This window comes from Salipiger marinus (assembly GCF_035481585.1).
In the GTDB taxonomy this organism is placed as follows: Bacteria; Pseudomonadota; Alphaproteobacteria; order Rhodobacterales; family Rhodobacteraceae; genus Salipiger; species Salipiger marinus.
This window is the reverse complement of sequence record NZ_JAYKSL010000004.1, coordinates 205,901-226,275: the sequence shown is the minus strand read 5'-3', so window position 1 is coordinate 226,275 and position 20,375 is coordinate 205,901. Positions and strand designations below refer to the sequence as shown.

Annotated in this window: 21 protein-coding genes; 11 read left to right on the top strand and 10 right to left on the bottom strand. The window is 67.8% G+C overall.

The genetic code is table 11. The features are described 5' to 3' along the window. Positions 1–12: 12 nt before the first annotated feature. Positions 13–1,938, top strand: a complete 1,926-nt coding sequence (gene dxs / locus VK682_RS07590) for a 1-deoxy-D-xylulose-5-phosphate synthase (RefSeq protein WP_230797368.1) — start codon at positions 13–15, stop codon at positions 1,936–1,938. 127 nt (positions 1,939–2,065) lie between these two features. Here dxs and VK682_RS07585 read toward each other — a convergent pair whose 3' ends face one another. Further along, positions 2,066–2,920: an SDR family oxidoreductase gene (locus VK682_RS07585; RefSeq protein WP_230797365.1), complete on the bottom strand. Its 855-nt coding sequence runs from the start codon at positions 2,918–2,920 to the stop codon at positions 2,066–2,068. Between the two features lie 138 nt (positions 2,921–3,058). On the opposite strand from VK682_RS07585, the gene VK682_RS07580 reads away from it, so the two are divergent. Continuing rightward, positions 3,059–3,544 (top strand): transglycosylase SLT domain-containing protein, encoded by a 486-nt coding sequence (locus tag VK682_RS07580; protein WP_230797363.1) that lies wholly within the window; start codon positions 3,059–3,061, stop codon positions 3,542–3,544. Here VK682_RS07580 and VK682_RS07575 read toward each other — a convergent pair whose 3' ends face one another. After that, a complete protein-coding gene (locus VK682_RS07575) occupies positions 3,545–4,531 on the bottom strand; it encodes a DNA topoisomerase IB (RefSeq protein WP_324781624.1) in 987 nt (328 codons plus the stop codon). It lies immediately after the preceding gene. 114 nt (positions 4,532–4,645) lie between these two features. Between VK682_RS07575 and VK682_RS07570 the strand changes: the two genes are divergently transcribed. Continuing rightward, the gene (locus VK682_RS07570; protein WP_089845875.1) at positions 4,646–6,130 is read left to right on the top strand and encodes an AMP nucleosidase; all 1,485 of its coding nucleotides are present in this window, start codon (positions 4,646–4,648) and stop codon (positions 6,128–6,130) included. A gap of 131 nt (positions 6,131–6,261) precedes the next feature. Next, on the top strand, positions 6,262–6,549 hold the full coding sequence (locus VK682_RS07565; RefSeq protein WP_089845874.1) for an HU family DNA-binding protein: 288 nt from the start codon (positions 6,262–6,264) through the stop codon (positions 6,547–6,549). An 85-nt stretch (positions 6,550–6,634) separates the two neighbouring features. On the opposite strand, the gene VK682_RS07560 is transcribed toward VK682_RS07565, so the two are convergent. Both VK682_RS07560 and VK682_RS07555 read right to left on the bottom strand, forming a co-directional pair. Then, positions 6,635–7,333 carry a GNAT family N-acetyltransferase gene (locus tag VK682_RS07560; protein ID WP_324781623.1) on the bottom strand — a complete coding sequence of 233 codons (699 nt, stop codon included), beginning with the start codon at positions 7,331–7,333 and terminating at the stop codon, positions 6,635–6,637. A gap of 1 nt (position 7,334) precedes the next feature. Continuing rightward, on the bottom strand, positions 7,335–8,720 hold the full coding sequence (locus VK682_RS07555; RefSeq protein WP_230797360.1) for an aminotransferase family protein: 1,386 nt from the start codon (positions 8,718–8,720) through the stop codon (positions 7,335–7,337). A gap of 344 nt (positions 8,721–9,064) precedes the next feature. Here VK682_RS07555 and VK682_RS07550 point away from each other — a divergent pair, with 344 nt between their 5' ends. From VK682_RS07550 to VK682_RS07540, 3 genes are all read left to right on the top strand, one after another. After that, positions 9,065–10,057: a taurine ABC transporter substrate-binding protein gene (locus tag VK682_RS07550; RefSeq protein WP_089845871.1), complete on the top strand. Its 993-nt coding sequence runs from the start codon at positions 9,065–9,067 to the stop codon at positions 10,055–10,057. Positions 10,058–10,133: 76 nt separating this feature from the next. Beyond that, positions 10,134–10,940 carry an ATP-binding cassette domain-containing protein gene (locus VK682_RS07545; protein ID WP_324781622.1) on the top strand — a complete coding sequence of 269 codons (807 nt, stop codon included), beginning with the start codon at positions 10,134–10,136 and terminating at the stop codon, positions 10,938–10,940. Beyond that, a complete protein-coding gene (locus tag VK682_RS07540; protein ID WP_324781621.1) occupies positions 10,937–12,202 on the top strand; it encodes an ABC transporter permease in 1,266 nt (421 codons plus the stop codon). The genes VK682_RS07545 and VK682_RS07540 overlap by 4 nt, the downstream gene beginning before the upstream one ends. Before the next feature lie 7 nt (positions 12,203–12,209). On the opposite strand, the gene VK682_RS07535 is transcribed toward VK682_RS07540, so the two are convergent. Continuing rightward, positions 12,210–13,049: a zinc-ribbon domain-containing protein gene (locus VK682_RS07535; RefSeq protein WP_324781620.1), complete on the bottom strand. Its 840-nt coding sequence runs from the start codon at positions 13,047–13,049 to the stop codon at positions 12,210–12,212. A gap of 158 nt (positions 13,050–13,207) precedes the next feature. On the opposite strand from VK682_RS07535, the gene VK682_RS07530 reads away from it, so the two are divergent. From VK682_RS07530 to VK682_RS07515, 4 genes are read left to right on the top strand one after another with little or no spacing between them, the layout of a single operon-like run. After that, complete coding sequence (locus VK682_RS07530; protein ID WP_089845867.1) at positions 13,208–13,885, top strand: cell division ATP-binding protein FtsE; 678 nt, start codon at positions 13,208–13,210, stop codon at positions 13,883–13,885. A gap of 2 nt (positions 13,886–13,887) precedes the next feature. After that, entirely contained in the window at positions 13,888–14,787 is a 900-nt protein-coding gene (locus tag VK682_RS07525) for a cell division protein FtsX (RefSeq protein ID WP_375342682.1), read from the top strand. Continuing rightward, a complete protein-coding gene (locus VK682_RS07520) occupies positions 14,787–15,521 on the top strand; it encodes a lysophospholipid acyltransferase family protein (RefSeq protein ID WP_324781619.1) in 735 nt (244 codons plus the stop codon). Before VK682_RS07525 ends, VK682_RS07520 begins: the two co-directional genes overlap by 1 nt. Further along, the gene (locus VK682_RS07515) at positions 15,508–16,110 is read left to right on the top strand and encodes an MSMEG_1061 family FMN-dependent PPOX-type flavoprotein (RefSeq protein ID WP_324781618.1); all 603 of its coding nucleotides are present in this window, start codon (positions 15,508–15,510) and stop codon (positions 16,108–16,110) included. Before VK682_RS07520 ends, VK682_RS07515 begins: the two co-directional genes overlap by 14 nt. Positions 16,111–16,217: 107 nt before the next feature. Here the strand turns inward: VK682_RS07515 and lpdA are convergent, their stop codons facing one another. The 5 genes from lpdA to odhB all read right to left on the bottom strand — a co-directional run bounded on the left by lpdA (position 16,218) and on the right by odhB (position 20,375). After that, a complete protein-coding gene (lpdA, locus tag VK682_RS07510; protein ID WP_324781617.1) occupies positions 16,218–17,612 on the bottom strand; it encodes a dihydrolipoyl dehydrogenase in 1,395 nt (464 codons plus the stop codon). 139 nt (positions 17,613–17,751) lie between these two features. Beyond that, complete coding sequence (locus tag VK682_RS07505; protein WP_230797352.1) at positions 17,752–18,141, bottom strand: MAPEG family protein; 390 nt, start codon at positions 18,139–18,141, stop codon at positions 17,752–17,754. Positions 18,142–18,144: 3 nt separating this feature from the next. Beyond that, complete coding sequence (locus tag VK682_RS07500) at positions 18,145–18,537, bottom strand: MAPEG family protein (RefSeq protein WP_089845861.1); 393 nt, start codon at positions 18,535–18,537, stop codon at positions 18,145–18,147. After that, on the bottom strand, positions 18,534–18,767 hold the full coding sequence (locus VK682_RS07495; RefSeq protein ID WP_324781616.1) for a hypothetical protein: 234 nt from the start codon (positions 18,765–18,767) through the stop codon (positions 18,534–18,536). The genes VK682_RS07500 and VK682_RS07495 overlap by 4 nt, the downstream gene beginning before the upstream one ends. A gap of 66 nt (positions 18,768–18,833) precedes the next feature. After that, complete coding sequence (gene odhB, locus VK682_RS07490) at positions 18,834–20,375, bottom strand: 2-oxoglutarate dehydrogenase complex dihydrolipoyllysine-residue succinyltransferase (protein WP_324781615.1); 1,542 nt, start codon at positions 20,373–20,375, stop codon at positions 18,834–18,836.

The following is a 20,375-nucleotide window of genomic DNA, read 5'->3' as shown; positions in this document are numbered from 1 at the left end:
CAGGAGCCTCTCATGTCCTCCCGCCCCCAAACGCCCCTTCTGGACCGCGTCACCGCGCCCGCCGATCTCAAGCGGCTTTCGGATGATGAACTGGTCCGGCTGTCCCATGAACTGCGGGCCGAGACGATTTCCGCCGTGTCGGAAACCGGCGGCCATCTGGGCGCGGGTCTGGGCGTGGTGGAACTGACCGTGGCGCTGCACGCGGTCTTCGACACGCCGCGCGACAAGCTGGTCTGGGACGTGTCGCACCAGTGCTATCCGCACAAGATCCTGACTGGCCGCCGCGACCGCATCCGCACCCTGCGCATGAAGGACGGGCTGTCGGGCTTCGCCAAACGGTCGGAATCCCCCTATGACTGCTTTGGCGCGGGGCATAGCTCCACCTCGATCAGCGCCGCACTTGGTTTTGCCATGGCGCGGGAACTGGGCGGGGTCTGCGATACCGGGCTGGGCGATGCCATCGCGGTGATCGGCGACGGGTCGATGTCGGCGGGCATGGCCTATGAGGCGATGAACAATGCGGGCCATCTGGGCAAGCGGCTGATCGTGGTGCTGAACGACAACGAGATGTCGATCGCGCCGCCCACCGGGGCCATGTCCGCCTATCTCAGCCGGCTTTACGCCGAACAGCCCTTTCACGACCTGAAAGCCGCCGCCAAGGGCGCGGTGAACCTGCTGCCGCCGCCCTTCCGCGAAGGCGCCAAGCGCGCCCGCGACATCCTCAAGGGCCTGACCGTGGGCGGCACGCTCTTCGAGGAACTGGGCTTCAGCTATCTCGGCCCGCTTGATGGTCATGACCTGCACCAGCTGCTGCCGGTCCTGCGCATGGTCAAGGCGCGGGCGACGGGGCCAATCCTGATCCATGTGCTGACCCGCAAGGGCAAGGGCTATGCCCCCGCCGAACATGCCGCCGACCGGGGCCATGCCCGGGGCAAGTTCGACGTGGCGACGGGAGAGCAGAAAAAGGCACCCTCCAACGCGCCCGCCTATACCAAGGTCTTTGCCCGGACCCTGACCCAGCTTGCCGCCGAGGATCCGCGCATCTGCGCGGTGACCGCCGCCATGCCCGATGGCACCGGGCTTGACCTGATGGCCGAACGCTTTCCGTCCCGCGTCTTCGATGTGGGCATCGCCGAACAGCATGGCGTGACCTTCTCCGCCGGGCTGGCGGCGGGGGGCATGAAACCGTTCTGCGCGATGTATTCCACCTTCCTGCAGCGCGGCTATGACCAGATCGTGCATGACGTGGCGATCCAGCGCCTGCCGGTGCGCTTCGCCATCGACCGCGCCGGGCTGGTGGGGGCCGATGGCGCCACCCATGCCGGGGCCTTTGACGTGGCCTTTCTCGCCAACCTGCCGGGCATGGTGGTGATGGCCGCCGCCGACGAGGCGGAACTGGTGCATATGGTCGCCACTGCCGCCGCCCATGACGAGGGCCCCATCGCCTTCCGTTATCCGCGCGGCGAGGGCGTGGGGGTCGAGATGCCGGAACGCGGCATCCCGCTGCCGATCGGGCGCGGCCGCATGATCCGCGAAGGCTCGCGCGTGGCCATCCTCAGCTTCGGCACGCGGCTGTCCGAGGTCATGGCCGCCTGCGAAAAGCTGGAGGCGCGCGGCCTGTCGCCAACGGTCGCTGATGCCCGCTTCGCCAAGCCGCTCGACCGCGACCTGATCCTGCGCCTCGCCCGCGATCACGAGGCGCTGCTGACCATCGAGGAAGGCGCCATCGGCGGCTTCGGCAGCCATGTGGCGCAGCTTCTGGCCGAGGAAGGCGTCTTCGACCACGGGCTGAAATTCCGCTCCATGGTGCTGCCCGACACCTTCATCGACCACGCGAGCCCCGCCGACATGTATGCCAGCGCCGGGCTCGACGCCGCGCGGATCGAGGAAAAGGTTCTGGTGACGCTGGGTATCGACCTCCTCAGCAAGCGCGCCTGACAGCCGTCACGGCCTGCCTCCGGCGGGAGTTTAGGGGCAAGATGAAAGCCCGCTCTTTCGCCTTCATCTTGCCCCTAAACTCCGGGGGGTGAACTGGCCGCAGGCCAGGAGGGGGGCAGCGCCCCCCTTACCCCGTCTCCGCCAGCAGGGTGGCGAGGCCGGAGCGGTAATCGGGATGGATCAGGCGCAGCCCAAGCTCGCGCTTCACAAGGTCGTTCCGCACCCGCTTGTTTTCGGCATAGAAGCTGCGCGCCATGGGGGTCAGATCCGCCTCGGCGAAGGGCACTTCCGGCGGCGGCGGCAGGTCCAGCAGGCGGGCGGCATGGGCGATGACCTCCTGCGGCGGGGCGGGGTCGTCGTCACAGAGATTGTAGACCGCGCCGGGCCGGGGCTGGCGGATCGAGGCCTCCAGCGCCTGCGCGATGTCTTCGACATGAATGCGGCTGAACACCTGCCCCGGTTTCACGATGCGCCGCGCGCTGCCCTGCCGGACCTTTTCGAACGGACCGCGCCCGGGGCCGTAGATCCCCGCCAGCCGGAAGATGTGCAGCGGCAGGCCGGGCAGCGCCGACCACGCCCGTTCCGCCGCAAGCCGCGCCTTGCCGCGCGCGGTTGACGGCGCGGGGGGCGTGTCCTCGTCGACCCAGCCGCCGTTCTGGTCGCCATAGACGCCGGTGGTGGACAGATAGCCCAGCCAGTCCAGATCCGCGCCCCGCGCCGCCAGCAGGTCGCCCGCAAGCCGCAGCGCGGGATCGCCCTCGCCATCGGGGCCGGCGCTCACCAGCACATGGCTGGCCTGCGCCAGCGCCGCAGCGACCGCCTCGCGCGTCCAGAGCACGGGGGTGACACCCGTCGCCGCCAGATCGGCGGCACGGTCGGGGTCGCGATGGGTGGCCAGCACCTGCCAGCCCTGCGGCAGCAGCCGGGCGGCAAGGGCCCGGGCGCAATAGCCATGGCCGAGGGTCAGGAGCGTCTGTGTCATGGCGGCAGAGTGGATTTTGCCGCCTGTCTTGGCAAGGGGGCTGCGCGCTTGGCAGGGTTTCGCCGATCGCGACCAAAGGGGATAGGCAGGCCCGCCCGGTTTCGCTACCGGATTTCTGTCCTCAGAAGGGGTGTCTGGATGACCGCGTATTCCCGCCGTGCCTGCCTGTCGCTGCTGCTCCTGCCTTTGGCCGCCTGTGCCTCCGGTCCGCGCATGTCACAGGAAGAGCCTGAAACCTACGATCCGCCGCTGCATCCCAACGAGACGCCGCAGCTGCGCTTTCTCATCAACAAATGGTCGGATCACTACGAGGTGCCCCGGTCGCTGGTGCACAGGCTCGCGATCCGCGAAAGCAGCCACAATCCGGGGGCGCGCAACGGGCCCTATATGGGGCTTCTGCAGATCCTGCCGCAGACGGCGCGGACCATGGGGTTTCGCGGCGAGGCGACCGATCTGCTGAAGGCGGACACCAACCTGCAATATGGCGTCAAATACCTGCGCGGCGCGTGGCTTCTGGCGGATGGCAGCCATGACACCGCCATCGGCTGGTATGCGCGCGGCTATTATTACGAGGCCAAGCGCCGCGGCATGCTGGTGCAGACCGGGCTGCGTTCGGCGGGCTGATCAGCCGCCGAGCAGATGCAGCAGCCGCACCTCTGTGCGGCGCAGGCCGGGGATGTCCCGGGCATCGGCGGTGCTCTCCTGCCGCGCGGCCTCGTCCAGATCGGCAAGCGCGATCACCTCGGGGTGGATATAGGACTTGCGGGCGATGGCGGGGGTGTTGTGCAGCCGCTCCGCCGCCGCCTCGGCCATGGCCTTGATGCTGGCAGGCCCGGGGCGCAGCGCCGCGTCCAGCGCCGCGACGGTGCCGGTCCATGTGCGGAAGGTCTTGGCAGTCAGGCGGTCATTGCCGGTGCGGTCCGCCAGAAAGGCATTCACCTCCTCCGACCGGATGCCATGCGGCGCGCCCGTCTCGTCCAGCCAGCCCAGAAGGTCCTGCCCGGGCAGATCGTCGAGCCGCGTCAGCGCGCGGTTCAGCGTGTGGTCGCGCAGGACCTGATCCACCGGCTTGCCGCCCTTGCCGGGAAAGCGCAGATGCAGCGCGCCGCCGTCAAGCTGCATATGGGCGCCGCGCAGAGTGGTGGCGCCAAAGGTGCGGTTTTCCTTGGCATAGCCCGCATTGCCGACCCGCAGCCCGGCCCGGTCCAGCAGCGCCAGCACCGCCGCCAGCGCGAAGCTGCGCTCCCCCGGATCATGGCTGCGCAGGTCGGCAAGGATGCGGCGGCGCAGGGCGGGCAGGGCGGCGCCGAATTCGGCCAGATGCGCGAACTTGCGCTCGGCCCGGAAGGCGGTCCAGTCCGGGTGATAGCGATACTGCTTGCGCGCCCGCGCGTCGCGTCCGGTGGCCTGCAGATGGCCATTGGCGCGCGGACAGATCCAGACCTCCTCATAGGCGGGGGGCACCGCCAGCGCCGCGATCCGGGCGCGTTCGGCGCGGTCGTCGATCCGCGTGCCATCGGGCGCGGTGTAGCTGAAGCCGCGCCCGCAGCGGCGGCGCCGGATGCCGGGGCGGGTGTCGGGGAAATAGACAAGGTTGGGGGCACGGGACATGAGCGCGGAACGCGCGGCCCGCAGCACAGGTTCCGTGGCAGGTGCTTGCGCTTGAATGCCTCACACCTTCCTGTCACGTTGCCCTGCAATAACGCCGCAAAACGGAGGCCGATCATGCAGGACACACCCGGACAGCTGGACATCGTCACGCCCGACACGCCGGGGCCGGAGCTGTTCGACAATGCCGCCGCCGCCGTGGACCGGCTTTGCGCGCTTTATGCGCAGGCCGCCGAATTCCTGCGGGACAATTTCCTGCAGGCCATGGCCACCGGGCATCCGGGCGTGCGCTACCGCGCGTTTTATCCCGAACTGCGCATCACCACGACCAGCTTTGCCAAGGTCGACAGCCGCCTGAGCTTTGGCCATGTGTCGCAGCCCGGCACCCATGCCACCTCGGTCACGCGGCCGGATCTGTTCCGGCATTACCTGACGCAGCAGATCGGGCTTCTGATCGCCAATCATGGCGTGCCGGTGCAGGTGGGCCTGTCCACCACCCCGATGCCGGTGCATTTTGCCGTGGCCAATTACCCCGAACTGACCGTGCCGCAGGAAGGCGCGGGCGCCTTCATCCTGCGCGACGTGTTCGATGTGCCCGATCTGTCGACCACCAATGATGACATCGTCAATGGCGTGGCCCGTCCCGCGCCGGACGGGGCGGAGCCGCTGGCGCCTTTCACCGCGCAGCGGGTGGATTATTCGCTGGCCCGGCTTGCGCATTACACCGCCACCGACCCCGAGCATTTCCAGAACCACGTGCTGTTCACCAACTACCAGTTCTATGTCAGCGAATTCGAGGCCTATGCCCGGCTGAAGCTGGCCGATCCGGACAGCGGCTATACCGCTTTTGTCTCCACCGGCAATGTGCAGATCACCAGATCCGACGAGGTGATCCCGCAAAGCCCCAAGATGCCGCAGATGCCGACCTATCACCTCAAGCGCGCCGACGGGTCGGGGATCACGCTGGTGAATATCGGGGTGGGGCCCTCCAACGCCAAGACCGCCACCGACCATATCGCGGTGCTGCGCCCGCATGCGTGGATCATGGTCGGCCATTGCGCCGGGCTGCGCAATTCGCAGTCGCTGGGGGATTTTGTGCTGGCCCATGCCTATCTGCGCGAGGACAAGGTGCTGGATGACGATCTGCCGGTCTGGGTGCCTATCCCGGCGCTGGCCGAGATTCAGGTGGCGCTGGAAGATGCGGTGGAAGAGGAAACCCAGCTGTCGGGCTATGACCTGAAGCGGGTGATGCGCACCGGCACCGTGGCCAGCGTCGACAACCGCAACTGGGAGCTGCGCGACCAGCGCGGCCCGGTGCAGCGGCTGAGCCAGTGCCGCGCCGTGGCGCTGGATATGGAAAGCGCCACCATCGCCGCCAACGGCTTCCGCTTCCGGGTGCCTTACGGCACGCTGCTCTGCGTCAGCGACAAGCCGCTGCATGGCGAGCTGAAGCTGCCGGGCATGGCCTCGGACTTTTACAAGACTCAGGTGGCGCGGCATCTGATGGTCGGCATCCGGGCCATGGAGCATCTGCGCTCCATGCCGCTGGAGCGGATTCACAGCCGCAAGCTGCGCAGTTTTGATGAAACGGCCTTCCTCTGACGCGCGGATATCGGCCAAAGCGCTTGCTTTTGCCCTTGCAAAAGCCCTGCAATCGTTGTGTTTGAGCGCGACCATCTGTTAGATACCCGCAATTGGGCCCTGAAGATCGGGCAGTTCAAGGAGACCATGAAATGGCCAAGCCGATGACCAAAACCCAACTCGTTGCCGCTCTGGCGGAAGAGATGGGGTCGGACAAGAAAACCGCATCCACCGCGCTGGACGCCCTGACCGGCATCATCACCAAGGAAGTCGCCGATGGCGGTTCCGTGACTCTGCCCGGCGTGGGCAAGATCTACTGCCGCGAGCGCCCCGAACGCATGGTGCGCAACCCCGCCACCGGCGAGCAGTTCAAGAAAGAGGCCGACAAGGTGGTCAAGATGACGATCGCCAAGGCGCTGAAAGACAGCGTCAACGGCTGATCCGCGGACCATCCGCTGCAGTTGAAGGGTCGCCGCTGGCGACCCTTTTTTTGTTGCGAAATCCGTGGCGGGGGCGAAGCGGCGCCTAGCCCTGCGACAGCCGGGTGATCTGCTGGCCCTGTGCGTCGAAATTTTCGGGCGCAAGCCAGCGGTCAAGCCGGCTGCGCAGCGCGGGCCAGTCCTGATCGGTGATGGCATACCATGCGGTGTCGCGGTTGCGGCCCTTTACGATGGCGGCCTGCCGGAAGGTGCCCTCATAGGTGAAGCCCAGCCGTTCGGCAGCCCGGCGCGAGGGCGCATTCAGCGCGTCGCATTTCCATTCATAGCGCCGGTAGCCCAGATCCTCGAAGGCGTGGCGCATCAGCAGGGCCATGGCCTCGGTCGCGGCGGGGCGGCGCTGCAGCGCGGGGGCGTAGTGGATATGCCCGACCTCGATGCTGCCATTGGCGGGATCGATGCGCAGGTAGCTTGCCATGCCCTGCGGTGTCCCGTCCGGAGCGCAGAGGGTAAAGAACAGCGGATCGCGGCTTTCGGCGCAGCGCGCGATCCAGTCGCGGCCTTCGGCGCGGCTGGTGAAAGGCCCGTAGGGCAGATAGGTCCAGCCGCGCCCCTCCGCATCCGCGTCAAAGGCGGCAAGCAGCGGCTCGGCATGATCTGCCTGCAGCGGCACCAGCGTGACCCAGCGCCCGGTCAGCATGACGGGGTCGGGCCGGGGGCGCGGGCGGGGATCGGGGACGGGCAGCCCCACGGGCTGCCCGAGGTGGTTCTGCTGCGCCACGGTCATCTCAGACGGCGACGCGGCTCAGGGCATTGTCCACCGCCGTGATGATCTCGTCGACATCATCCTTGGTCACGATCAGCGGCGGGGCAAAGCACAGCGTGTTGTTCAGCCCGGGGATGGAGCGGTTGGTCATGCCGATGATGACCCCCTGCCGGTTCACATCCGCCACCACGGCGGCCACCTGTTTTTCATGCAGCGGCGCGCGGGTCTCGCGGTCGGCCACCAGTTCGGCGCCAAGGAATAGCCCCTTGCCGCGCACGTCGCCCACCACGGCGTGCTTGTCCTTCAGCTCGCCCAGACGGCCCAGCATGTAGTCGCCCATGCGGGTGCAGTTGCCCAGCAGATCCTCGTCTTCGATGATGCGCATGTTTTCCAGCGCGGCGGCGGGACCGGCGGTGCAGCCGCCAAAGGTGGAAATGTCGCGGAAATAGTTCATCGGATCGCTGGCATCGTCCTTGAACAGGTCGAACACCCGTTCCGAGGTGACGCAGCAGGCGATGGCGGCATAGCCCGAGGCCACGCCCTTGGCCATGGTCACAAAATCCGGCTCCACCCCGTAATGCTGGTAGCCGAACCAAGTGCCGGTGCGGCCCACGCCACAGACCACCTCGTCGATATGCAGCAGGATGTCATACTTGCGGCAGATTTCCTGCACGCGCTCCCAGTAGCCGGGGGGCGGCACGATCACGCCGCCGCCTGCGGTCACCGGCTCCAGACACAGCGCGCCCACCGTGTCGGGGCCTTCGCGCAGGATCACCTCCTCGATGGCATCGGCGGCGCGCTGGCCATAGGCCTCGCCGCTCAGATCCCATTGCGCGCGGTATTCAAGGCAATGCGGCACCTCGACGAAGCCGGGGGCAAAGGGGCCATATTGTGCGTTGCGCTCCTGCTGGCCACCGCCCGACAGGCAGGCGATGGTGGTGCCGTGATAGTCGCGTTCACGATACAGGATCTTGTGCTTCTTGCCGCCATAACGCTTGTGCGCGATCTGGCGCACCATCTTGAAGGCCTTCTCGTTGGCCTCGGATCCGGAGTTGCAGTAATAGACGCGGGACAGGCCCGGCATCTTTTCGATCAGCTTTTCGGCGTAAAGCGCGCCGGGGATCGAGCCTGCGGCGCCCGCGAAATAGTTGAGCTTCATCAGCTGTTCGGAGATCGCATCCACGATGGATTTGCGGCCATAGCCCACATTCACCGTCCAGACCGCGCCCGACACGGCGTCCAGATGTTCGCGCCCGGTCTGGTCCCAGACGCGCAGGCCCTTGCCTTCGACGATGATGCGGGGATCGCCGGTTTCGAACTGCTTGTGCTGGGTCAGGTGATGCCAGACATGGGCCTTGTCGGCCTCGATCACATGGGAAAGGTCGTTCTGGGAAAGCGAGCCGTCCATTTCGGGTCTCCTTGTCTCTGGGCCGGGCCGGCACGGGGCGGTCCACGGCGGGCCGGGGTCATTCGGGATCATAGCACATGATCCGGAAACGCACGGATGTCTTAGGGCCAGATCCGGTGCAAGGGTAAGGCCAGATTTCCTGATCCCCCGGATCCCTTGGCCTGCGCCCTGTGTGCTGCCGCAAAACCGGGCGGCGGAGTGCCGCATTTCCGGGCAGATGCCCCCGGCGCGCAGGTGTCGGGACCGCCGGATCCGGGGTTGGCCATTGAACGGCGCAGGGATTCCCGGTCGGATCGGGCCAAGCCCCGCCGCAACGATGCGGGGCGCCACACAGGGAGATGCGGATGACACGGACACGGGTGCTGACGGGGGCGGTCGCCGCTCTGGCGCTGATGGCGGGGGCTGCTCAGGCGCAGTCGGTGACGGTGGGCTATTTCCTCGAATGGCCGATGCCCTTCGAATATGCCAAGGCCAAGGGCCTCTATGACGAGGCGCTGGGCGTCCCGGTGAACTGGGTCAGCTTCGACACCGGCACCGCCATGTCCGCCGCCATGGCCTCGGGCGATGTGCATATGTCGGTAAGCCAAGGCGTGCCGCCCTTCGTGGTCGCGGCCTCTGCCGGGCAGGATCTGCAGATCCTCGACGTGGCGGTAAGCTATGCCGACAATGACAACTGCGTGGTGCGCAGCGAACTGGAGATCGACAAGGACAGCGCGGGCGAACTGGCGGGCAAGAAGGTGGCCGTGCCGCTGGGCACCGCCGCGCATTACGGCTTTCTCAAGCAGATGAACCATTTTGGCGTCGACCTCGCCAGTCTGGAGATCGTGGACATGGCGCCGCCCGATGGCGCCGCCGCCATCGCGCAGGGGGCGGTGGACATGGCCTGCGGCTGGGGCGGGGCGCTGCGCCGGATGACAGAGCACGGCAACGTGCTGCTGACCGGCGCCGAGAAGGAGGATCTGGGCATCCTCGTCTTCGACGTGACCTCCGGCCCTGCTGCATGGGTGGCGGAAAACTCCGATCTGGTGGCAAAGTTTCTGGCCGTGACCGCCGAGGCGAATGCCATGTGGGCGGATGAGGCCAACCATGCCGAGATGCTGCCGGTGATCGCCAAGGATGCGGGCATGGACGAGGCCGCCACCGCCGAAACGCTGGCCACCTTCGTCTTTCCCACCGTCGAGGAGCAGATGACGGCGAAATGGCTGGGCGGCGGCGCGCAGGAGTTCATGAAGGGCGTGGCCGACGTGTTTGTCGAAGCCGGATCCATTGATGGCGCGCTCGACAGCTACGCCGATCATGTGAACACCGGGCCGCTGCAATCCGCCTCGGCCATGTAACCCGGGCCTCTGGCCTGTGACGGCGCGGCGGCCCTTTGGGTGCCGCGCCTTTCGTTTCCTGAAAGGCGGGGTGATGATGACCGGGCTTTCCCTTGAAAACCTGTCGATGCGGTTCGACCTGCCGGGCGGCGGCACGGTTCAGGCGCTGAACGATGTGTCGCTGACGCTGGCGCGGGGTGAACTGCTGTCGGTGCTGGGGCCGTCTGGCTGTGGCAAGACCACGCTTCTGAACATCGTGGCGGGGTTTCTGGCCCCCACCGAAGGCGTGGTGCGGCTCAACGGCCACGAGGTGCGCGGCCCCGCCGCCGAACGCGGCATGGTGTTCCAGCAGGGTGCGCTGTTCGAATGGATGAACGTGCGCGAGAATGTCAGCTTTGGCCCGCGCATGGCCGGCCGACGCGAACGCGACTGGGGCGCGCAGGTGGATCACCTGCTGGAGGTGGTGGGCCTGCACGCCTTCAAGGACAAGGCGGTCTATGAACTGTCGGGCGGCATGCAGCAGCGCGTGGCGCTGGCGCGCTGTCTGGCCAATGACCCGGACGTGATCCTGATGGACGAACCCTTGGGGGCGCTGGATGCGCTGACGCGCGAGAAGATGCAGAGCCTCGTGCTGAAGCTCTGGAAGGAAACCGGCAAGACCATCATCCTCATCACCCATTCCGTCGAAGAGGCGCTGCTTCTGGGCGAACGGCTGATCGTCATGGCGCCGCGCCCGGGCCGCATCCACCGCGAGTATCGGCTGCCCTTTGCCGATCTGGGAGCGGCGGAGGATCTGCGCCGCGTCAAGAAACATCCCGAATTTGCGCTGCGGCGCGAGGAAATCCTGAGCATGATCTGGGACATGGAAGAGGAAATCATGGGCCGCACCGAGGCCGCCACATGACCGTTCTGCTGATCTATCTGGTGGTGTTCGCGGCGTCGTTTGCGCTGGTGCGGCTGCTGGTGCACCGCAGCCTGTCGGGCATGGCGGCGCGCAAGACCGTGACCTTTGGTGATGAAAGCGCGGTGCGCCCCGACCGCGTCGCCTCGGTGCTGTCGGTGCTGACGATCTTCCTGCTCTGGGGGGCGTTCACCGGCTCGCACTGGGTGCCGGGATTCCTGCACGCGCCGGGGCCCTTCGTGGGCGAGGCGCGGTTCACCTATACCGCCGAGGCCGATGGCCTGCCGCCCGATGACGCCACGGTGACGGTTGCCGTGGCCCCGCTGGGAGAGGAGGCGGCGGCGCCTCAGGTGCCCGAAGGCGAGGGCTGGGCCAAGGATGACGCGGCCAGTGTCACCGCATGGCGGTCCGGCCTGATCCGGGTGGACGAGAATGATGCGGCGGGGCGCGATGCGGGCCATCGCGTGGTGGCGGTCAATGGCGAACCCATCAGCCCCGGCGGCGCGGTGCAGACCCCCTATGGCCGGGTCGGCATGTCGCCCAAGGGCACGCTGACTTTCGAGCCCGCGAAGGGCTGGCAGATGGAGCCGATCTGGCTGCCCGCCCCCGAAGCGGTGGTGGCGCGGCTGGTCGAGATCGCGCAGAACGGCTATCGCGACAGCACCCTGTGGGAGCATCTGGGCTGGTCGCTGTGGCGCGTGGTGGCGGGCTTCGTGCTGGGGGCGCTGGTGGGGATTCCGCTGGGCTATGCCATGGGCCTGTCGGGCTGGTTCCGGGGCTGGTTCGACCCGATCGTGGAATTCATGCGCCCGGTGCCGCCGCTGGCGCTGATCCCGCTGGTGATCCTGTGGGCGGGCATCGGCGAGGCGGGCAAGATCATCCTGCTGTTTCTGGCCGCACTCTGGATCATGTGCATCGCGGCACGTTCGGGCGTGTCGGGGGTGAAAATCTCCAAGGTTCATGCCGCCTATGCGCTGGGCGCCAGCAAGGCGCAGATCCTGCGCCATGTCATCATCCCCAACTCGCTGCCCGACATCTTCACCGGGGCGCGGGTGGCCATGGGCGTGTGCTGGGGCACGGTGGTCGCCGCCGAACTGGTCGCGGCGGAAAAGGGCGCGGGCATGATGATCATGGTCGCGTCGAAATTCCAGCTGACCGACATCGTGCTGATGGGCATCATCCTGATCGGGGGCATCGGGTTTGCCATCGACGTGCTGATGCGCTGGGCAGAACGTGTGCTGGTGCCGTGGAAGGGCCGGGGCTGATGCCGGATCAGGCGCCCCATTGCGCGCGCAGCGCCGCCACCTGACCGTCCAGCCACAGCCGCGCGCCGTTCACCGCCTGCGTATAGCTTTCCAGCGCGGGGGCGGCGGCGGGCAGCATCTCGCTCAGGCGCGGGGCCATCAGGTAGATCCCCGCCGCCACCAGCCCCAGCAGCACCGCCACAAGAAAGCCCCGGCCAAAGCCGCCATTGCCCTCTGCCGCCTCTTCTTCCAGTGCGGCGCGGCCCTGCAGCGTTTCCACCGCGCGGCGTTCGCTGGTGGCGCGCAGCGTCTGGTTGATTTCCTCGATATCGGGCAGCAGGTCGCGCCGGGAGGCGGCGGTGGCGGTGGCCGCCCCGCCGGTCGGGCCGATGGGATCGGGTTTCGGCGCGCTGCCGCCCACATGCCCCATGGGGTCGCGCGTGGCGCGCGCACGGCGCGCGGCCTCGTCATCGGCAGACCCGCTCAGCCCCAGTTCGGGCTGGGTTTCCAGCCCTGCGCCTTCGGAGGAGCGGCGGCGCTTCTCACGCTCGGCTTCCTCGCGCAGCACCTCGGCCACCGACGGATCCAGCGCGCGGCCCCGGGTCGGGCGCACCGGGGCGGGCGGCTCTTCGGGCTGCAGATCGGGCTTCGGGGCAGGCTCGGCCACGACAACGGGCTCTGGTTCGGGATCCGGGGCGCGGGGCGGTTCGGGGGGCTGGACCGGCGCCGGGGCGGGCGCGCTGTCATCGGCCTGTGACTGGAACCATGTATGGCCGCAGCCGGAGCACTGCACGTCGCGGCCCTCCTGCGGGATCGCGTCCCGGGGCACCTCGTATTGTGCGCCACACTTGGGGCAAATCAGCCGCATCTCGTCACCACCCGCTGCTCCGTCGGCGGCGTCCCGCCTTTGCGGACAATAGGTTGCCCGCAGGCCAAGGAAAAGCCCGTTTTCCCGCCTCCGCGCGGATTGCAACTGCAGCGAGGCTCGGGCACAACAGACCGACCCTCGGCAATACGGGTGATGGTGTGATTGAACTTGACCAGGTGGGCTACAGCTATGGCGGCGGAGAGCTTCTGACCGACCTGACGCTGCAGCTTGCCGCAGGGTCATTCCACTTCCTGACCGGCCCTTCGGGCGCGGGCAAGACCACGCTGCTGAAACTCTGCTACGGCGCGCTGATCCCCACGGCGGGGCAGGTGCGGCTGTTCGGACAGGACGTGCGCAGCATGGACCGCGACGCCATCGCGCTGGCGCGGCGCCGGGTGGGCGTGGTGCATCAGGACTGCCAGTTTCTGGACCATCTGCCGCTGGCGGAGAACGTGGCGCTGCCGCTCAGCGTCTCGGGCGGCTGGAGCAGCGGGCAGATGGGCAACCTCAACGAGCTTCTCGCTTGGGTCGGGCTGACCGGGCGCGCCACGGCGCTGCCGCCGGAACTGTCGGGCGGCGAACGGCAGCGCGCGGCGCTGGCCCGCGCCGTCATCATGTCGCCCGAGGTGGTGCTGGCCGACGAGCCCACCGGCAATGTCGACTGGGAGATGTCGCAGCGCCTGCTGCGCCTGCTGGTCGAACTGAACCGCATGGGCAAGACCATCCTGATCGCCACCCATGATCTGGCCCTGATCCGCGCCGCCAAGGCGCAGGTTTCGGCGCGGGTGCTGCGCATCTCCAACCGGCGGCTGCAGATGGCGGGGGCGGATCTGTGAGGGTGTCCCTTGGATCGCTGCGGGCGCTGGCGCGCGGGGATGCGGCGGCGGACCGGGTGGTGCCCCCCACCGGCTTTACCGCGCGGCTGACGCTGTTCGCCTCTGCCGCCATGTGTTTTCTGGCGGTCTTCGCGCTGGCGCTGTCGCTGGCGGCGGGACGGCTGGCCAGCAGCTGGGGCGACGAGCTGGCGCGCTCCTCGACGCTGCGCATCTCGGCGCCCTCGGGCGAGCAGGCGGCGCAGACCGCCGCCGCCCTGCGCCTGCTGGAGCAGACGCCCGGTGTCGCCCGCGCCCGCGCCCTGACCGAGGCGGAACAGCAGGCGCTGCTGGAGCCGTGGTTCGGCCCGGATCTGCCGCTGGCCAATCTGCCGGTGCCGCAGCTGATCGAGATCGTCGAGGATGCGACAGGTTATGACGCGGCGGGGCTGCGGCTGCGCCTGCAGGCAGAGGTGCCGGGGGCGGTGCTGGATGACCATACCCGCTGGCGCCGTCCGCTGGTGGCGGCGGCAAGCGGGCTGCGCCTGCTGGGCTGGGTGTCGATCCTGCTGATCGCGGGCACGGTGGGCGCGATGGTGACGCTGGCCGCCAATGCGGCGCTGGCCGCCAACGCGCAGGTGATCGCCGTGCTGCGGCTGGTGGGCGCCACCGATGCCTATATCGCCCGCGCCTTCGTGCGCCGCTTCACCCTGCGCGCGCTGACGGGGGCTGCGGCAGGGGTGGCGCTGGGGGTGGTGGCGGTGCTGCTGATGCCCGGCGCCGGATCCACGGCGGGGTTCCTGACCGGGCTGACCTTTGTCGGCTGGCACTGGATCTTCCCGCTGCTGGTGCCGCCGCTTGCGGCGGCGGTGGCCTTTGCCGCCACGGCGGCAGCGGCACGCCGTGTTCTAGGAGGTCTGAGCTGATGCGCGATGCGCTGCAATGGGTCCGGTCGGTGCTGTTCATCGTCCAGATGTATCTGATGATGGCCGTGATCGGCCTTGGCTGTTTCCCATGGGCGCTGGTCTCGCGCCGGGGTGCCCGCTTTGCCTGCATCAGCTGGTGCCGCTGGGTGCGCTGGTCGGCGGCATGGATGGTCGGCCTGCGCAGCGAGGTGCGCGGCACGCCCCCCAAGGGCGAGGTCATCATCGCCGCCAAGCATCAGAGCTTTTTCGACATCATCATGATCTTCTCGGCGGTGCCCGCGGCCAAGTTCATCATGAAACGCGAACTGCTCTGGACGCCGGTGCTGGGGCAATATGCCATGCGCATCGGCTGCGTGGCGGTGGACCGCAGCAAGCGCGGCGCCGCCATTGGCCAGATGCTGACGCAGGTGAAAAAGGGGCTGGTGCGGCCCGGCCAGCTGATCATCTATCCGCAGGGCACGCGGGTCGCGCCGGGGGTCAAGCTGCCCTATCGCGTGGGGGCCGCGCTGCTTTATGGCCAGACCGGACAGACCTGCGTGCCTGCAGCCACCAATGTGGGGCTGTTCTGGCCGCGCCGGGGCATCCTGCGCAAGCCGGGGCTGGCGGTGGTGGAATTCCTGCCGCCGCTCGCGCCCGGGCTCAGCAAGAGCGAATTCCTGTCGCGGCTCGAACAGGAGATCGAGCCGGCCTCGGACCGGCTCATGGCAGAGGCGGGATTTTATGCGCAGGATTGACACGCTGCCCGAGCTGGAGGCGCTTTACGGGCAGGCCTCCGGTGCGGCGCTCGACAAGGTCGCGGGACGGCTGACACCCGCCTACCGGCGCTGGATCGCCGCGTCGCGGTTCTGCGTCATGGCCACCTGCGGCCCCGAAGGCATGGATGCCAGCCCGCGCGGCGATGATGGCCCGGTGGTGCTGGAACTGGACGCGGGCACGCTGGCGCTGCCCGACTGGCGCGGCAACAACCGGCTCGACAGCCTGCGCAACATCCTGCGCGACGGGCGCATCGCGCTGATGTTCATGGTGCCGGGCGACAATGCCGTGGTGCGGGTAAATGGCCGGGCATGGCTGACCGATGACGCAGACCTGCGCGCGCGCTTCACCCGGGACGGGCGCGAGCCTGCCACGGTGATCGTGGTTGAGATCGTCGAGGTCTATGCCCAATGCCCCAAGGCGCTGCTGCGCTCGGGGCTCTGGGGCCGCGACGATGGCGCGCTGGTGCCGAGCCTTGGTGAAATCCTTGCGGAAATGACCCGCGGCGGGATCGAGGCCGGCGCGTGGGACCGGGACTACCCCGCCCGGGCCAAAGCCACGCTCTGGTAAGGGCGCCAGAAAATTTTTCGCAGGAAAATTTTCGGCGACAGGTCCTGCGCTACATAAAAACGGCCCCCTCCGCGAAGAGGGGGCCGTTTGTCCGTCCGCAGATCGGATCAGGAATGGATGGCGCCGTCGCCGCAGGCCAGCGCCGCCTCGCGCACCGCTTCCGAGAAGGTGGGATGCGCGTGGCAGGTCAGCGCCACATCCTCGGCGGAGGCGCCGAATTCCATCGCCACGCAGATCTCGTGGATCAGGTCGCCTGCCGACGGGCCGATGATGTGGCAGCCCAGCACGCGGTCGGTTTCCTTGTCGGCGAGGATCTTCACGAAGCCGTCGCCCGCAAACACCGCCTTGGCGCGGCCATTGCCCATGAAGGAGAACTTGCCGACCTTGTAGGCGCGGCCTTCTTCCTTCAGCTGGGCCTCGGTCTTGCCGACGGCGGCGACCTCGGGCCATGTGTAGATGACGCTGGGGATCACGTCGTAATTCACGTGGCCATGCTTGCCCGCGATCACCTCGGCGCAGGCCATGCCCTCGTCCTCGGCCTTGTGGGCCAGCATCGGGCCCTCGATGGCGTCGCCGATGGCATAGATGCCCTTGATCGAGGTCTGCCACTGCGCATCCGTCTCGATCTGCCCGCGCGAGGTCAGCTTGACCCCCAGCGCGTCAAGGCCCAGCCCCTTGGTCACCGGCTTGCGGCCCGTGGCGCAAAGCACCACATCGGCCTCGACCGTGTGGTCGCTGTCATCCTTGCGCAGCTTGTAAGTGACCGTGGCCTTGCCGCCCTTGGTCTCCACACCCGACACGGCGGCGCCGAGGGTGAACTCCATGCCCTGCTTCTGCAGCAGCTTCTGGAAGGCGCGCTGCACTTCCGGATCCATGCCGGGGGTGATGTGGTCGAGATATTCGATCACCTGCACCTCGGATCCAAGCCGGGCATAGACCGAGCCCATTTCCAGCCCGATGACGCCTGCGCCGATCACCACCAGCTTTTTCGGGATCTTGCCCAGTTCCAGCGCGCCGGTGGAGGTGACCACGATCTTTTCGTCCACCTCGACCTTGGCGCCGGGCACGGGGGCGGGTTCGGAGCCCGACGCGATGATGATCGCCTTGGCCTCATGGGTCTCGTCGCCGACCTTGACGCGGCCCGCCTCGGGGATGGTGCCCCAGCCCTTGATCCAGTCGATCTTGTTCTTCTTGAACAGGAATTCGATGCCCTTGGTGTTCTGGCCGATCACGTCATCCTTGTAGGAGAGCATCTGTTTCCAGTCGACCTTCACCTTGCCCGCACTGAGGCCCATCTTGGCGAAGTTGTGCTCGGCCTCGTGCAGCTGGTGGGAGGCGTGCAGCAGCGCTTTGGAGGGGATGCAGCCCACGTTGAGGCAGGTGCCGCCAAGCGTGTCGCGGCCTTCGACGCAGGCGGTTTTCAGGCCCAGCTGGGCGCAGCGGATGGCGGCGACATAGCCGCCGGGGCCTGCGCCGATCACGATGACGTCATATTGTGCCATGGGAGTCTCCTATCGGGTCAAACGGGGGCGTGGGGCGGGCGGTGCCGCAGCCTCGCGCGGTGTGGGGCGGGGGAAAGGGGGGCGCTGCCCCCCGTCGCTGACGCGACTCCCCCCGGGATATTTGCGGTCAGAAGAAGGGTCATGTCAGCGCCGCGATCAGCAGGATCATGGTGGCGGCAAAGCCCATGGCCCAGATCAGCGAGCGCCACGGCGTCCAGCCGAAGAGATAGGCGGGCACATAGAGCACCCGGGCGCCCAGATAGACCAGCGCGCAGGCCCCGGTGAGCGCGTTGCCCTGATCGGCGAAGGTCACCACCCCGGCGGCGATGCCGAACAGGATCAGCCCTTCGAAATGGTTCTGCAGCGCCCGCTGCGCGCGGCCCGCATAGCCGGTCAGCTCGCGTTTCTGATCGCGGGGGGAGGCCGCGTATTTCGGGCCGACCTGACGCTGGGCGAGGATCGAGAACAGCAGGAACTGCAGGCCCTGAAGCAGGGCGGCGAGGGTGAGGGCGGTCAGTTCGGGCGTCATGGCTCAGATCAGGCTCGCGACGATCATCAGGAGGGTGGCGAGCAGTCCTGCGGTGAAGATAAGCGACCGCCATGGCACCCAGCCGAAGGCATAGGCGGGCAGATAGAGCGCGCGGGCGGCCACATAGACCCAAGCGGCGGTGGCGGTGAGCCAGCTGCTGCTGCCGGTCATCTGCACCAGCACCACGGCGATGATGAAGAGCCCGGTGTTTTCCACATGGTTGGCGAGCGCGCGGCGCAGGCGGGCGGTGCGCGGCGAGATCCGCGCCTCGAGGTTTTCGCGGGTGCCGACATTGCCGTCTTTGCCGATATCGCCGTTCAGCGCCTGCTGCGACCACATCACGGCGGCCAGATGCACCAGCACGCTGGCGGCAAGGGCGGCCAGTTCCGGGGTCATGCCGTCCTCAGGAAATGCGACTCGGCGGGGCCATGGCCAAGCGCGCCGGTCTCTGACAGCCAGTTCCGCGCCTTGGCGGCGTCATTGACCGAGAACAGCGCCCAGCGGGTGGCGCCCTCGGCGGTCCAGAGCTGCAGCAGCGTCAGGCCCGCAGCGGCACGGGTTTCGGCATCGTCATCGAACCGGGTCTGGTCGAAGGCGTCAAAGCGAAGCAGAAGCTGCTGGCTCATGGGGCTGTCCTTTCGCCGGTCGGGGGCGCGCCCCGCCGGATCGGGCGGGGCGCGAAGGTCATCGGATCACAGATCCATCAGCAGGCGGCGCGGATCCTCGAGCGCGTCCTTGACGCGGACGAGGAAGGTCACGGCGCCCTTGCCGTCGACGACGCGGTGATCGTAGCTGAGCGCCAGATACATCATCGGGCGGATCTCGATCTTGCCGTTGATGACCATGGGCCGGTCCTGAATCTTGTGCATGCCGAGGATGCCCGACTGCGGGGGGTTCAGGATGGGCGAGGACATCAGCGAGCCATAGACGCCGCCATTGGAGATGGTGAAGGTGCCGCCCTGCATTTCCGCCATGCTGAGCTTGCCGTCGCGGGCGCGCTTGCCCTTTTCGCCGATCTCTTTCTCGATCTCGGCGAAGCTTTTCTGGTCGACGTCGCGGATCACCGGCACCACGAGCCCCTGCGGGGTGCCCGCGGCGATGCCCATGTGGACGAAGTTCTTGTAGACCACATCGGTGCCGTCGATTTCGGCGTTGACCTCGGGCACTTCTTTCAGGGCATGCACGCAGGCCTTGGTGAAGAAGGACATGAAGCCAAGACGCACGCCGTGCTTCTTCTCGAACTGGTCCTTGTAGGTGTTGCGCAGCGACATCACCTCGGTCATGTCCACCTCGTTATAGGTGGTGAGCATGGCGGCGGTGTTCTGCGCGTCCTTGAGCCGCTTGGCGATGGTCTGGCGCAGGCGGGTCATCTTCACCCGTTCTTCGCGCGCCGCATCCTCGGCGGGGCTGGGGGCGCGCTGCGCGCTGGCGGGGGCGGCAGCGGGGGCCGGTGCCGATTTGGCGGCGGAGACGGCGGCGGACACGTCCGATTTCATCACCCGGCCATCCCGGCCCGAACCGCTGACCTGATCGCGCGACAGACCGGCCTCTGCCATGGCCTTCTTGGCGGAGGGCGCATCTTCGATATCGCCCTTGGGCCCGGCATTGCCAGCGGGGGGCGTGTCATACTGGGTGTCGCCCGGCACTTCGGCGGCGGGTTTCACCGCGCCATCGCCCGAGGTCAGCACGGCCAGCTGGCCACCGGCCTGCACGGTGCTGCCTTCTTCGGCAAGGATCTGGCCCAGCACGCCTGCGGCGGGCGAGGGCACTTCCACCGACACCTTGTCGGTTTCCAGTTCGCACAGCATCTCGTCCTGCGCGACGCTGTCGCCCACCTTCTTGAACCATGTGGCGACGGTGGCTTCGGAGACGGATTCACCCAGCGTGGGCACCATCACCTTGACCTCGGTGCCGGAGGCGGCGGCGGCGGCAGCGGCCTTGTCATCGGCCTTCTTGGCGGAGGGCCGTTCCTCGACGGTCTCGGACCCGGCTTCGCCTGCAGGGGCGATATTGGCCAGCAGGGCATCGACGCCGACGGTGTCGCCTTCCTGCGCCACGATGTCCGCAAGCTTGCCGGACACCGGCGAGGGCACTTCGACGGTGACCTTGTCGGTTTCAAGCTCGCAGAGCATCTCGTCGACGGCGACGCTGTCACCCGGTTTCTTGAACCAGGTGGCCACGGTCGCCTCGGTCACGGATTCGCCCAGCGCGGGGACGCGCACTTCGGTCGTCAT